Here is a 13,715-nt window from a genome sequence, read left to right on the forward strand (position 1 = left end):
TCTGCGGATGCGCGGAATTCGGTTCTGCTCAGTGGTTTTGGCGGTGGCGGCTGTCGGAGTTGCCGGTTGTGCAGATAACCCGAGCTCGCCTGCGGCCGATGAGACGGCGTTCGTTTCGGTGACGGAGTTGGATCCGACGATCGTTGTCGATGCGCGGTACTTCGGGGAGCACAACTTCATCGGTGGGCGGATCAATGGGTATGAGGCGCCCAAGTGCTTGTTGACGAAGGAGGCGGGCGCGGCACTTGCGGAAGTGCAGCGGGAATTGCGGCCGATGGGGTTGGGGCTGAAGACCTACGACTGCTATCGACCGCAGCGCGCGGTGGACCAATTCGTCAGTTGGGCAAAGGATCTCGGCGATACCAAGATGCGCGCGGAGTTCTATCCGACAGTCGACAAGGCCGATTTGTTCCGGGACGGGTACATCGCGGAAAAGTCCGGACACAGCCGGGGCAGCACCCTCGATCTCACGATCGCCGCGCTACCGCCCACCGACCAGGAGCAATATCACCCCGGTGATCCGCTGCGCGCCTGCACACTGCCCGCCGACCAGCGCTTCCGGGACAACAGCCTCGACTTCGGCACCGGCTACGACTGCTTCGATCCACTGGCCCATACGGCCAACCTCTCGGTCGGCGGCACCCAGCGCGCCATGCGGGAATTGCTGACCAATCTGATGGCCGAGCACGGTTTCACCAATCTGGCCGAGGAATGGTGGCATTTCACCCTGAAGAACGAGCCATTCCCGAATACCTACTTCGACTTCCCCATCCACTAGGGAGTCCGCAGAATTCCTCCGATGAGCAGCATCAGCGACTGCTGAGCCTGCGCCTGCGCGGCCGCCTTATCCGTGGCGTGCGCAACGATCAGCCCGGCCTCGGTGACCGCGCTGAAGATCAGCTGGGCCAGGACCGGAATCGGCGCATCGGCGATGAGTCCGGCGTCGCGGGCGCGTTCCAATTCGCCGATGACCAAGCCGAGCCCGTGGCGCGCCTCGAACTCGCGAAATGCCTGCCAGCCGAGGACCGCCGGGCCGTCGTACAGCGTGATACGGATCATCTCCGGGCGCTGACAGATCTCCAGGAAGACATTCAGGCCGATGGCCATCGAGGTGAGAATGTCATCGGGATCCCCTGCGCCGATGGCGTTTTCGATTTCCTGCGTGGTCTCGACCTCGATTTGTTCGAGCACGGCCAGGAACAGGCCGCGCTTATCGCCATAGTGGTGGTGCAGGGCGCCGCGGGTGACCCCCGCCTCGGTCACGAGTTCCTCGGCCGAGGTCGCCGCGAAACCGCGCTCGGCGAACAACCGGCGACCGGCTTGTTCGAGCGCGGCTCTGGTGGCACGGGAGCGATCCTCCTGACTACGGCGTTGCATGCGCCCGAGTGAACTCCAGAATCGTTTCGGAGAGCAACTCGGGCTGATCTTCGGACAGGAAGGTGTAGGAGTCATCGATGAACTTCAACGTCGCGTTCGGCAGATCGGCGGCCAGGCGTTCGGCGAACTTCACCGGGAAGATCTTGTCCTCGCGAGCCCAGACGATCAGCACCGGAACCCGCACCGAAGGGAATCGGGTGGCGGCGTCGAGCGTGTAGCGGCGATGCACGGTCTTCAGAAATCGGCGCAGATCCTTGCGGATCGCCGCCGAATTCCGGCTCGGCCGCAGGTAGGAGTCGGCGATTTCCGGCGGGACCGGGCGCTTTGTCACCCAGCCGAAGGCGATCGGCAGCCGATGCAGCGCACGAATCCGCATCAACTCGGTCAGCGGTCGTAGTGAGCCGGGCACCCGCGCCAATACCGGCAGCGCCGCGAAGGCAGGCGGGAAGAACGCCTCGTAGGCGTCGCACGAGGTCAGCACGACGCGGCCGATTCGCTCCGGTCGACGGGTCAGCAACAGCTGGGTGATCGCGCCGCCGGTGTCATTGGCGACCACGGTGACGTCGGTGAGGTCGAGTCGCTCCAGAAAGTCGGCGATCAGATCGGCGACCCCGGTGGGCGTGAGATCCGCTGCAGGGACCGGGATTTCGTGTGAGCCGAGCGGCAGGTCCGGACTGAGGCAGCGATAGCCCGCCGCCGCGATGGTGGGGACGACATTGCGCCAGAGATCGGAGTTGACGAGCAGGCCGTGCACGAAAACGACCGGCGCGCCCTCCCCCGTGTCGTGATACCGAATGCGGCCGCCGGGGAGATCCACCTCATGTGTGCGGCCGAGTGACGTACTGATTCCCATGGTTCCTCCATGTGTTTGCAGTGCCTGTCCACCATTACATACATACCGTATGTATGTCCACAGTTTCGTCTCCTACCAGGGGTGGATATTCGGGAGTCGATGTGGACGGTTGACCAGCTCCGCGCTACCGTGCAACGAAAGATCGAAGGAGACGGAGCTCACATGACGGTGTCCGACGCCAGCCTGCGCCCATTCGAGACCGCCGAACTCGGCCTCGCCGACTTCGCGGCCGCCATCGCACAGGGCAGCATCAGCTCGGTGGCCGCGGTCGGCGCAGCACTGGACCGGATCGAGGCGAGTCAGCCGACCCTCAACGCCTTCCGCGTCGTCCGGCGTGAGAAGGCGCTCGCCGAGGCGGCAGCAGCCGACGAGCGCTTGGCCGCGGGCGAACGGCTCCCCCTGCTCGGCGTGCCGATCGCGATCAAGGACGACACCGATATCGCCGGTGAGCCGACAGCATTCGGCTGCGGCGGTGATCTCCCGCCGAAAACCGAAGACGCGGAAGCGGTTCGACGGCTGCGCGCGGCCGGTGCGGTAATCGTCGGCAAGACCAATACCTGCGAACTCGGCCAACTGCCGTTCACCAGCGGCGCCGCCTTCGGCCACACCCGCAACCCATGGGGTGCCGAATACACCCCGGGCGGCTCATCCGGCGGTTCCGCGGCCGCCGTCGCGGCCGGATTGGTACCCGCCGCACTGGGTTCCGACGGCGCGGGCTCGGTCCGCATCCCGAGCGCATGGACCAATCTCGTCGGCATCAAACCACAGCGCGGCCGCATCTCCACCTGGCCAGCGGCCGAGGCATTCCACGGCCTCACCGTCAACGGACCACTGGCACGCACCGTCGCCGATGCCGCACTGCTGCTCGATACCGCCGCCGGACCGCATCCCGGCGACCTGCACACCCCCGAACCGCTCACCGTCTCCGATGCCGTCGGCCGCGATCCGGGACGGCTGCGCATCGCCCTCTCGCTGCGAATCCCGTTCACCGCCACCAGAACCGCACTGCATCCGGAGGTCGAAGTCGCGGTGCAGCGCATCGCCACCAGACTGCGTCGTCTGGGTCATTCGGTAACCGTGGCGGACCTGCACTACGGCATCATGATCGGCGCGTCTTTCCTGCCGCGTTCGCTGGCCGGCGTCAGCCACGTCCACGACAAAATGCCCGGCATACAAGTTGACCAGCGCACCACGGCGAACGTCTGGTTCGGCCGCGCGCTCAGCGGCCCCGCGCTGTTCGCGGCGCGGCAGGCGGAAACGTTGCTGCACAAGCGAATCGGTGGCTTCTTCCGAGACTACGATCTGGTGCTCGCCCCGACCACCGCGACTCCACCACCGCGCGCCGAAGAAATCGACGGCATCGGCGTCAACGCCACCAACGACCTCATCACGGCTGCCTGCCCGTATACCTGGCCTTGGAATGTACTCGGCTGGCCCGCAGTGAACGTCCCCGCCGGTTTCACCGACAATGGGCTACCGGTCGGCGCGCAACTCATGGGCACCGCGAACACCGAGCCGCTGCTGGTTTCCGTTGCGGCACAACTGGAATCAGAACTCCGGTGGGAGCGCCACCGTCCGGAAACGTGGTGGTGAGACCTACCACTAGATCGGTGCGTCCGGCCACCAGCGGTCGTGCAGGTCCTGCCCGGAATTACCGCCATAGACCTGCAACCGGCAGAACTTGCGGGCCGGATCGTCGAATTGGACCTGTATGACACCCATCGGCCGATTACCGCCGTTGGGATCATTCGGCGCGGTAGTCGTATCGGACCAGATCAACCGGCCGTCCCCGAATGAGCGCTGCCAGCGCTCATCACCGACCGTGACCGCATCCGTGAACGGCTGCACGGTGCTCGGATCTCGATTCGTATTGCAGGACAACAACATCATCAGCACAGGATCCCGGTTTCCGGTGCACGACAGATGACCCACGGCAGCGGCGGGCCGGTTCACGTCGACAGGTTTATCGTTCGCATCGACTGCGACACATCGGATGCCCTGATACCCGCTGCTGAACGGACTCGACGGCAGGAGTGCCGGAAACGCCTGAGCCATATAGCTGTAATTGCCCCATGACGCCGTTCCGGTCGCCGATGTAGCGGTCGGCATCGACGTGCTCGGCACCGGGGCGGCGAGACCGGAGGATCGGCCGGATGAACCGCCGCGCAGCGCAACCGCACCCACAATGGCGAGCGCCACGATAACCGCCCCAACGACACCGACGACCGCGAACTTCCGCCGCGACTTGCGCGCCGGAGGCGGTATCGGGGGCGCCGGTTCGATCGGCCGACCATGCAGAGCCGCTACCGCCGCATCCGCCAGCGCACCACAGGATGGAAATCGATGGTCCGGATTCTTCGCCATCGCGCGGGCAACCACATCGTCGATCGCCGGTGGCAGTGCCGGATTCATCGCTGTCGGCCGCGGTGGCGGGTCCTGGATATGCGCCTGCATCACCGCGACGGTGCTATCACGGGGGAAAGGCTTTGTGCCGGTGAGCAATTCGCAGAGCGTGCAGCCCAATGCGTACACATCGGCACGGTGGTCGACCACGCCGGCCATGAGCTGCTCCGGCGCGGCGTAGGCGAGTGTCGCCAGTACCGAACCCACCTCGGTGAGTACCGTCGCCTGCCCGGCGAACCTGGCGATACCGAAGTCGGTGACGAGCACCCGATCCGGCTGTCCCGGTCGAGCGTGCAGCAGAATATTTCCCGGTTTGACGTCGCGATGCAGCATTCCGGCCTGATGCGCCGCATCCAGTCCCCGAGCGGCCTCCACGACGATATGCACTGCCCGTTCGGGCGGCAGTTCGCCGGCGCCGCGGCGGATGAGCGCGGCCGCGTCGAAACCGTCGATGAATTGCATCGCGATCCAGAGATGGCCCTCCGCAACGCCCCGGTCGTGCACCGCGACGATATTGGGGTGGTCCAGCCGGGCCGCCAGTTCGGCTTCCCGAATGAATCTGGCGCGGAACTCGCCATCACCACTGTGTGTGTCCGACAACACTTTCAGTGCGTCGCGGCGGGGCAACCTGGGATGGCGCGCGACGTACACCGTTCCCATCCCGCCCGCACCCAGCACGCGCTCGATGATGTACCCGGCGAACACCGTGCCCGGTACGAACGTCATGCCGCGGGCTCGCTGTTTGCCAGGACGGCGTATTGTGCCGCGGCCCGCTGCTGGAAGTCGGTCAATTGCCTACCGAAAATCGTTGCGACATAACGCCCGTACAGAATCCGGCAGATCAGGTTGAACGGGTAGGCGGCACTGGCCGCGGCGGCCTGCGTACAGGAGATATCGGGTACACCGGCCGGACCGGCGATTCCGCGCAGCCCCTGCTCGGTATCCGCCTTCTTCCCTTTTTCGAACGACTGGCGCGCGGCCGCGGCATTCGAAAAGCGCACCAGCGCATCCAACCCGTTGAAGGCGATCGACTCCGGCGCACCCGGCTTGGCGGTACCACGGAACAACTGCGTCGCGCGCGGGCCGTATACGACGCCACCGGCCTGAATCTGGCTGTCCCAGCCCGCATTCTGTTGTCGGGTGCCGAAGGTAACGGCCGGATACGGCCACCGTCCCGGCGCTTTCGGCACCATACGGCTGAGCATGCCGTCGCGATCGAGTGGCAGTCCCGCGAATTCGATGGGCGGCGTGGCCACGAACTCGCCGAGCAGTGGCAGCTGTGCGTCGAACACCTTGCGCGCCGTACCCGTCAAGGCTCCGAGATCCGCGGCGGTATGCCCGGCGAGCAGGGTGATCACGAATGATTCGTGGGCCAGCGATGCCGCGATCGTCGGCACATTCGGCCGCCAATGACCGTGCGCGGCCGGATATTCCGGGATGGTTACGGCCGCATTCTCCGGACTGACCGCCGCGTCGACGGCGTCGATCTCCTCGGCAGCCTGGCTGGCGGCGTCGGCGTCCGGGAAGCGCAGCAACACGACGGTCAGCAACCGGGCCGCGCCGACCGCTGGTACGCGATCGGCCGCCCTATCGCTGGCCCCGATCGCGTAACCGGCCAGCATCCGGCGCTTCTCGAGGACGGCTCGAACCGGCGACGCCAAAAAGGCGACGGCTATGGCCGGGGTCGGCACCGGTACGGCGGGAAAGCCGTTCAAGCCGAAGGTCAGTGCCGGATCCACCGCCAGCGGATCGACGGCAGCTTCCCCCATCCGGACCGATTCGAGTGTTCGGCCGTAACTTTCGCTGGCGACCGACGGCGCGCCGAGTGGTTCGAGACTGTATCCGCCGACGAGCGAACGCAAGTCGAGTCGTTCCCGCGTCGGTTGACCCGATATCGTGCAGCCGGTCATCAGGGCCACCATGGACACCGAAACGGCCACGGCAGTAAGTATCCGCAAGATTCGGTTCCGCTCATCGTCACAGTGGCGCATCGGTCCACCACTTGTCGTGCAAGTCGGTACCCGACGTACCGCCGTGTATCCGCACAGCACAGAAGTTGCGGCCCGGATCGTCGAAATACACCTCCAACTGGCCCATGATTTTGCCGTCGAATTCGATATCGGTACCCCAGTTCACCCAGCCGCTACCGGAGGGGCGCACCCAACGCTCGTCGCCCTCGACTCTGGCGAAGAAATGTCCCGGGTACATCGGCGACCGATCGGCGTTGCAGGTGACCGCCATGGTTCGCACCGGATCCCAGGTCCCGATGCAGAAAATCCTGCCCTGTGCGGCGGCCTCATCGAAGGAAACGGCATTGTTGTCTTTATCCAACGGCACACACCCGGCGGCATCTCGATAGCCGGATGCCAGCGGCGAGGGCGGCAGCAGTTCCGGAAATGCCTGCACGATATAGGCGTAGGCGCCCCACTCGGCGGCATTCACACTCGTCGGACGCGGGGTGTCGGTGGTGATCGCGGGGGTCGTGACCGGTGGGTCGGCACCGGCCAGGAGGAATGTCGAAATCAGCACCGCCACAACGGTGACCACCAGCATTGCTGCCGCGACCAGCGGACCCCGCCGCCGAGCGCGGCTGCGGCCGATCTGCGATATACGGTCGGTGAGGTCACCGCTCACCAGGGCGGCACGAGTCGCCGCCGCCGCGAGCGCGCCACAACTCGGGTACCGGTCTTCCGGATTCTTGGCCATCGCCGTCGCGATGACCGCATCGAACGCGCTCGGCACGCCGCGCCGCACGAGCGACGGACGTGGCGGCGCCTCGTTCAGATGCGCGTACATTACCGCCCCCGGACTGTCCCGTGGGAACGGAACCGAGCCGGTCAACAGCTGAAACAGCGTGCAACCCAATGCGTAGACATCGCCGCGCCGGTCCATCGGATCACCGCTGATCTGTTCCGGCGAGGCATAGGCCAACGTCGCGGTGGTCGCACCGCTGGCCGCGAGTGTCGTCGAATCGTCTGCGGCCCTGGCGATTCCGAAGTCGGTGACCAACACCCGATCCGGCCCGCCGTCCTGTTCGGCGATCAAGATATTGGCGGGCTTCACGTCACGATGCAACAGGCCCGCCCGGTGGATCTCGTCGAGGCCGTGGGCCGCCGCAGTGACGATTCCGGCGACGCGCTCGATGCCGAGCCGGTCCGGACCCCGCTTGATCAACTCGGCTACGTCGCTGCCGTCCACGTACTGCATGGCGATCCAGAGTTGCCCGTCGTGCTCACCCCGATCTCGCACGGCGACGAGATTGGGATGCTGTAGCTGCGCGGCGATTTCGGCCTCGCGCAGGAATCGCGCCCGGAACTGTGGATCATCGGCGTGCGCGTCGGAAAGGACCTTCAGGGCATCCTTGCGCGGGAGCCGTGGATGCTGGGCGAGGTAAACGGTGCCCATACCGCCGGACCCGAGCCGACGTTCGATTCGGTACCCGGCGAATACCGCACCCACGTCCACAGCCGAGCCTCCAACCAGCCGAGCAGCGTCAGGACCCTTCCGACGCGATGCGACCGCCCGGAGTCGTCACAGAGCCGCCGCCAACGGGCCGACTATAGCAGTGCGGGCGCATCGCCACAGCGGACGCGAATGCCCCTATTGCTGGGGTCCCTGCCGTCAGAACCCTAGCTTGCCAAGCTGTTTCGGGTCGCGCTGCCAATCCTTGGCAACCTTGACGTGCAGGTGCAGGTAGATGCGGACGCCCAGGATGTGCTCGATTTGCTTGCGCGCGTTGGTGCCGACCTCTTTGAGGCGGGCGCCGCCCTTGCCGATGACGATGGCCTTCTGCGAGGGCCGTTCGACGTAGAGCAGGGCGTGCACGTCGAGCATGTCTTCGTTCTCTTCGCGCGGGAGCACCTCTTCGATGACCACGGCGAGCGAATGCGGGAGCTCGTCGCGCACGCCCTCCAGGGCGGCCTCCCGGATGAGCTCGGCCATGAGGGTTTCCTCGGGCTCGTCGGTGAGCTCGCCGTCGGGGTAGAAGGCCGGGCCCTCCGGCATTTTCGAGGCGATGACGTCGACGAGGACCTCGACCTGTTCGCCCTTGACGGCGGAGACCGGCACCACATCGTGTTCCGGACCGAGCAGTCGCGACAGCGCCATCAGCTGTTCGGCGACCTGGTCGCGGCTCACCTTGTCGATCTTGGTGACCACACCGAGCAGGGTGGTCTTCGGCGCCATCTGCTTGATCTGCTGCAGGATCCACTTATCGCCCGGCCCGATTTTCTCGTCGGCCGGAATACACAGCGCGATCACGTCGACTTCGGAATACGTATCGCGGACGAGGTCGTTCAGGCGTTGGCCGAGCAGCGTGCGCGGCCGGTGCAGACCCGGGGTGTCGACCAGGATGAGCTGGGCGTGATCGCGGTGCACGATGCCGCGGATGGTATGGCGGGTAGTCTGCGGGCGCGAAGACGTGATCGCGATCTTCTGGCCGACCAAGGCATTGGTCAGCGTCGACTTGCCGGTATTCGGCCGCCCGACGAAACAGACAAAGCCGGAACGGAATTCGGTGCTCGTATCAGCCACCCTGCACCTCCGCGCCCGCGGCGTCATCGACGATCTCGAAGACCGCACCCGAGCGATCGGTGAAGACGATGCGCGCCTCGGGCGAAACCTCGCGAACCGCGAAGACACCGGCATCCGATAGCCTGCCGCCGACGACCACGGCCGTCTCGAATCCCTCGGCGCCACTCGAGATCGCGGCCGCGACCGCCGCCTGCAGCGCGGTCAGTCGCAGGGACTCCAGGGCGACATCACCGGCCGCGTAGGTACGGCCGTCGGTATCGCGGATGGCCGCGCCCGAGTTGCCGCCGGTGCGGCCGAGCGCGCCCTTGGCCAGCACCACGAGTTTGGTGTCCTCGGCATCCAATTCGGTCATTCGCTATCTCCGTTCTCATCACGATCGGACGGGATGTCCCGCTCGGATCCGTTACTTTTGCGCTTGCCGTTGGACTTCTCGGCATGCGATTTCTCCGACGCCTTGCGCACCACGACGGTGTGCACCCGCACTCGTCCCCGTGCGTCCGCGCCGCCTTCACCACGCAGCACCAGGCCGTGCACAACGGCTTTGGAGCCGGGCAGCGGCACCCGGCCCAGCGCGTGGGCGAGGAGTCCGCCGACGGTATCGACGTCCTCCTCCTCGATTTCCAGGCCGTACAGTTCGGCAAGATCGTCGACCGACAGCCGCGCCGAAACCCGATACCGGCCCTCGCCGAGGTCCTCGATCGGCGGGGTTTCGTCGGTGTCGTATTCGTCGGCGATCTCACCGACGATCTCCTCGAGCACATCCTCGATGGTCACCAGACCGGCGATACCACCGTATTCGTCGACCAACAGCGCCATATGGTTTCTGCGGCGCTGCATTTCGTCGAGCAGGCTGTCCAGCGGTTTGGAGTCGGGCATGAACACCGCAGGGCGCATGGCATCGCGCACCTGCACTTTGCGACTTCTATCCGAATACGGCACAAGGTCTTTCAGGTAGACCACGCCGAGGATATCGTCGACGTTCTCACCGACCACCGGAATGCGCGAGTGCCCGCTGCGCACCGCGAGCGACATCGCCTGTGCCGCAGTCTTATCCGCCTCGATCCAGACCATTTCGGTGCGCGGCACCATGACCGCGCGGGCCGTGGTGTCGCCGAGTTCGAAGACCGACTGGATCATTCGGCGTTCATCGTCGGCTACCACACCGCGTTCACTTGCCATCTCGACCACTTCGCGCAGCTCGATCTCGGATGCGAAGGGACCGTTGCGAAATCCCTTACCCGGTGTGATCGCGTTACCGATGAGGATCAGCAACCTGCTGACCGGTCCGAGCACAGTGCCGATGAATTGCAGCGGCAGCGCCGAGGCCAGGGCGATGGAGTAGGCGTGCTGGCGACCGAGTGTGCGTGGCCCGACCCCGATCACCACATAGTCCACCAGCACCATGACGGCGGCGGTGAACAGCAGCGCCCAATTGTCGTCCCACAGCGGGATCAGTGCCGCCGCCAACAACACTGTCGCGCAGATCTCGCACAGAATACGAAGCAGCACAAGCAGATTCACATACCGCGGCCGGTCGGCCACGATCCTGGTCAGCCGCACCGCGCCGGGCCGCTCCGCCCGGACCATATCGTCGAGACGCGCCGGTGAGATGGTGTTCAGCGCCGAGTCGACTCCGGCGAACACGCCACCGACGGGGACGAGCAGAATCGCCAGCAGGATCAGGGTCAGCGAATTCACGCGGGGCCTAGCGCCTCACCGGGCGTTGTGAAACCGGCCTTCCCCAGCAGCCGGGCGTCGCGTTCGGCCAATTCGGCGCGCCGCTGTGCCTCGCGCAGGCTCTCGTACCACTCCTCGAGCAGCCGCGCCTGCAGCGCGAACATCTCCTTCTCCTCCTCCGGCTCGGCATGGTCGTAGCCGAGCAGGTGCAGCACGCCGTGCACGGTGAGCAGCGCGAGTTCGTGATCGAGCGAGTGACCGGCCTTGCGGGCCTGACCTGCGGCGAATTCGGGGCACAGCACGATATCGCCGAGCATGGACGGACCAGGTTCGGCACTGTCGGGGCGACCGCCGGGCTCCAGTTCGTCCATCGGGAAGGACATGACATCGGTCGGGCCGGGTAGGTCCATCCAGCGCATGTGCAGATCCGCCATGGTGTCGAGATCGACGAGCACCATCGACAGCTCGGCCGCCGGATGCACATCCATCCGGCCGATCACGAATCGCGCGACACTGACCAGGTCTTCTTCGGGTACGTCGATACCCGATTCGTTGGCGATCTCGATGCTCACCTGAACAGGGTATTCGGTGTGCCCGGGCCCGCACCGCGCGGCTGGCCCGGACACGTCAGTCGCACTATCGCCGATCTCCCCGGCTCGCGGCGCGACGCTGTGCGCGGTTGCCCGGATAGTGCGGTCCGACCTGGGTGACCCGTTCGGCCTCGGCCCGCTCATAGGCGTCGACAATATCGGAGACCAACCGGTGCCGAACCACATCGCTACTGGTCAGCTCGGCGAAATGGATATCTTCGATACTGGTCAGGATCTCACTCGCCGCGCGCAGACCCGAGCGCGCGCCATTGGGCAGATCCACCTGGGTGACGTCACCGGTGACCACGATCTTCGAGCCGAAACCGAGCCGGGTGAGGAACATCTTCATCTGCTCGGCCGTGGTGTTCTGCGCCTCGTCGAGAATGATGAACGAATCGTTCAGCGTGCGACCGCGCATATATGCCAGTGGTGCGACCTCGATGACACCGGCCGCCATCAGTTTCGGAATGGCCTCCGGGTCCATCATGTCGTGCAGCGCGTCGTAGAGCGGACGCAGATAGGGATCGATCTTCTCGTTGAGCGTGCCGGGCAGGAAGCCGAGCCGCTCGCCCGCCTCGACGGCGGGGCGAGTGAGGATGATCCGGTTGACCTGTTTGGTCTGCAATGCCTGCACGGCCTTGGCCATCGCCAGATACGTCTTGCCGGTGCCCGCTGGGCCGATGCCGAACACGATGGTGTTGGCATCGATCGCGTCGACGTAGCGCTTCTGGTTGAGCGTCTTGGGCCGGATGGTTTTACCGCGCCGGGACAGAATGTCCAGGCTCAGCACCTCGGCCGGGGATTCCGAGGAACCCTCGGTGAGCATGGATACGGTGTGGCGCACCGCCTCCGGGGTCACCACTCTATTGCGACCGGTCAGCGCGACGAGCTGTTCGATCACCCGCTCGGCGAGCGCGACGTCGGCCGCCTTGCCGGTGAGAGTGACGGAATTGCCGCGGACATGGATATCCGCATCCAGCAACTGCTCGAGTTCACGCAGGTTCTGGTCGGCCGAACCGAGGAAGGGGAACACGGATTCGGGAGCGAGTTCGATGCTGGAACGCACGGTGCGCGCTGCCGGGCCCGAACCGTTGTCCGCACCGATGCCTGCAGTGGGTGTAGTCGGGTCGCCGATCTCGCCTTGTGTTCTCAAAAGTGGCTATAGCCTGCTTTCCGGTCTCGAATTGCTGCGTCGTTGATGAAAGTTTAACGCGCCCCACTGACAACACGCATTGAATAAACGGCTACCTCGGGCGCGGATTGCCTGCTGATCGCTACCTACCGTCGTGGCATCTGGATTCCCCCGCGCCGGCGTGCCCAATCCTCGGTGAAGTCACGAAATCGACGCACCGCGTCCGATGGCGGGGCGGTCGCCGACCAGATCAGTCCCACATCCCGAGCCGCTCCGGCATCGGCGAGCGGGACGGTCGCGATGCCCGATAGCGAACCTGCTGCGGGAGTGGGATCTTCCAGCGGCAGCAGCGCGACGCCGAGTCCGGCCGCGACCAGTCCCGCGGCGGTGAGCAGATCGCTCGATTCGAAGGCGATGCGGGGGCGGATATTCGCGGCGGCGCAGAGTTCGTCGAAGATGCGGCGCATACCGAAACCCGGGTGCATGGTTATGAATTCGGCGTCGCCGAGATCGGCGAGCCGGATCTGTCGTCGGGCGGCGAGCCGATGTTCTGCGGGCACGGCCAGCACGAGCGGCTGTGCGAGCAGTTTGCGCCAGCCGAGGCCCGTCGCCGAAGGACGGGGCGACACGATCGCCAAATCCGCTGTGCCGTCCAGTATTTGATCGACGACCGCATCGAAAGCGCCCTGTCGAAGCGTGCACGAGATGCGGGGCGAACCGCGCCGGAAGCCGCCGATCAGTTGCGGGATGAGCCAGCTGCCGAAGGAATGCTGAAAGGACAGGCGGACAACGCCTTTCGCGGGATCGGCGAGGTCGGCGACGGCTTGTGCGGCGGCATCGAGTTCGGACTGGGCGCGGCGGGCGTGTTCGTAGTAGGTCCGGCCGAACTCGTTCAGCACAATGCGTTTTCCGTGGCGGTCGAAGAGTTCGACACCGAGGCGGCGTTCGAGGCGGGCCAGCATGCGCGAGAGCGTCGGCTGGGCGATGTGCAGCCGCTCGGCGGCCGCGCCGACGCGCTCCAGCTCGGCGAGTGTCGTGAACCACAGCAGATCTTCACCCAGCACGTGCCGACCTTTCCTTATGCCTCAGATGCATTAGAAACCAGATTAGTATTCATTTCCATTCTTAACGGCGTGCGCCGATTCTGGTG

13 protein-coding genes are annotated in these 13,715 nt (G+C 65.5%); 2 read left to right on the forward strand and 11 right to left on the reverse strand.

The window, feature by feature from the left end; genetic code table 11:
• Positions 1 to 7: 7 nt before the first annotated feature.
• Positions 8 to 778 carry a M15 family metallopeptidase gene (locus tag ACQP1T_RS30385; RefSeq protein ID WP_433756461.1) on the forward strand — a complete coding sequence of 257 codons (771 nt, stop codon included), beginning with the start codon at positions 8 to 10 and terminating at the stop codon, positions 776 to 778.
• Here ACQP1T_RS30385 and ACQP1T_RS30390 read toward each other — a convergent pair.
• On the reverse strand, positions 775 to 1,377 hold the full coding sequence (locus tag ACQP1T_RS30390) for a TetR/AcrR family transcriptional regulator (RefSeq protein ID WP_433756462.1): 603 nt from the start codon (positions 1,375 to 1,377) through the stop codon (positions 775 to 777). The genes ACQP1T_RS30385 and ACQP1T_RS30390 overlap by 4 nt on opposite strands.
• Positions 1,364 to 2,230, reverse strand: a complete 867-nt coding sequence (locus ACQP1T_RS30395; RefSeq protein ID WP_433756463.1) for an alpha/beta fold hydrolase — start codon at positions 2,228 to 2,230, stop codon at positions 1,364 to 1,366. Before ACQP1T_RS30395 ends, ACQP1T_RS30390 begins: the two co-directional genes overlap by 14 nt.
• 162 nt (positions 2,231 to 2,392) lie before the next feature.
• Here ACQP1T_RS30395 and ACQP1T_RS30400 point away from each other — a divergent pair, with 162 nt between their 5' ends.
• Positions 2,393 to 3,823 carry an amidase gene (locus ACQP1T_RS30400; protein WP_433756464.1) on the forward strand — a complete coding sequence of 477 codons (1,431 nt, stop codon included), beginning with the start codon at positions 2,393 to 2,395 and terminating at the stop codon, positions 3,821 to 3,823.
• Between the two features lie 9 nt (positions 3,824 to 3,832).
• On the opposite strand, the gene ACQP1T_RS30405 is transcribed toward ACQP1T_RS30400, so the two are convergent.
• The 9 genes from ACQP1T_RS30405 to ACQP1T_RS30445 all read right to left on the reverse strand — a co-directional run bounded on the left by ACQP1T_RS30405 (position 3,833) and on the right by ACQP1T_RS30445 (position 13,629).
• On the reverse strand, positions 3,833 to 5,359 hold the full coding sequence (locus ACQP1T_RS30405) for a serine/threonine-protein kinase (RefSeq protein WP_433756465.1): 1,527 nt from the start codon (positions 5,357 to 5,359) through the stop codon (positions 3,833 to 3,835).
• A complete protein-coding gene (locus ACQP1T_RS30410; protein ID WP_433756466.1) occupies positions 5,356 to 6,573 on the reverse strand; it encodes a DUF7373 family lipoprotein in 1,218 nt (405 codons plus the stop codon). Before ACQP1T_RS30410 ends, ACQP1T_RS30405 begins: the two co-directional genes overlap by 4 nt.
• Before the next feature lie 37 nt (positions 6,574 to 6,610).
• Positions 6,611 to 8,098, reverse strand: coding sequence for a serine/threonine-protein kinase (locus ACQP1T_RS30415; protein WP_433756467.1), 1,488 nt, complete (start codon positions 8,096 to 8,098; stop codon positions 6,611 to 6,613).
• Positions 8,099 to 8,254: 156 nt separating this feature from the next.
• Positions 8,255 to 9,166 (reverse strand): GTPase Era, encoded by a 912-nt coding sequence (gene era, locus ACQP1T_RS30420; protein WP_433756468.1) that lies wholly within the window; start codon positions 9,164 to 9,166, stop codon positions 8,255 to 8,257.
• Positions 9,159 to 9,518: a cytidine deaminase gene (locus ACQP1T_RS30425; protein WP_433756469.1), complete on the reverse strand. Its 360-nt coding sequence runs from the start codon at positions 9,516 to 9,518 to the stop codon at positions 9,159 to 9,161. The genes era and ACQP1T_RS30425 overlap by 8 nt, the downstream gene beginning before the upstream one ends.
• On the reverse strand, positions 9,515 to 10,864 hold the full coding sequence (locus ACQP1T_RS30430) for a hemolysin family protein (RefSeq protein WP_433756470.1): 1,350 nt from the start codon (positions 10,862 to 10,864) through the stop codon (positions 9,515 to 9,517). Before ACQP1T_RS30430 ends, ACQP1T_RS30425 begins: the two co-directional genes overlap by 4 nt.
• Positions 10,861 to 11,415 carry an rRNA maturation RNase YbeY gene (ybeY, locus tag ACQP1T_RS30435; RefSeq protein WP_062991264.1) on the reverse strand — a complete coding sequence of 185 codons (555 nt, stop codon included), beginning with the start codon at positions 11,413 to 11,415 and terminating at the stop codon, positions 10,861 to 10,863. Before ybeY ends, ACQP1T_RS30430 begins: the two co-directional genes overlap by 4 nt.
• Before the next feature lie 64 nt (positions 11,416 to 11,479).
• A complete protein-coding gene (locus ACQP1T_RS30440; RefSeq protein WP_433762426.1) occupies positions 11,480 to 12,568 on the reverse strand; it encodes a PhoH family protein in 1,089 nt (362 codons plus the stop codon).
• 143 nt (positions 12,569 to 12,711) lie between these two features.
• Entirely contained in the window at positions 12,712 to 13,629 is a 918-nt protein-coding gene (locus tag ACQP1T_RS30445) for a LysR family transcriptional regulator (RefSeq protein ID WP_433756471.1), read from the reverse strand.
• Positions 13,630 to 13,715 lie beyond the last annotated feature (86 nt).

It is taken from the genome of Nocardia sp. CA-135398 (genome assembly GCF_050955845.1).
Taxonomy (GTDB): domain Bacteria; phylum Actinomycetota; class Actinomycetes; order Mycobacteriales; family Mycobacteriaceae; genus Nocardia.

Excerpts from the sequence above, each read along its gene's own strand:
- ACQP1T_RS30390 (WP_433756462.1), bottom strand. The coding sequence starts at position 1,377 with ATGCAACGCCGTAGTCAGGAGGATCGCTCCCGTGCCACCAGAGCCGCG.
- ACQP1T_RS30400 (WP_433756464.1), top strand. The coding sequence starts at position 2,393 with ATGACGGTGTCCGACGCCAGCCTGCGCCCATTCGAGACCGCCGAACTC.
- ACQP1T_RS30395 (WP_433756463.1), bottom strand. The coding sequence starts at position 2,230 with ATGGGAATCAGTACGTCACTCGGCCGCACACATGAGGTGGATCTCCCC.
- ACQP1T_RS30405 (WP_433756465.1), bottom strand. The coding sequence starts at position 5,359 with ATGACGTTCGTACCGGGCACGGTGTTCGCCGGGTACATCATCGAGCGC.
- ACQP1T_RS30425 (WP_433756469.1), bottom strand. The coding sequence starts at position 9,518 with ATGACCGAATTGGATGCCGAGGACACCAAACTCGTGGTGCTGGCCAAG.
- ACQP1T_RS30385 (WP_433756461.1), top strand. The coding sequence starts at position 8 with ATGCGCGGAATTCGGTTCTGCTCAGTGGTTTTGGCGGTGGCGGCTGTC.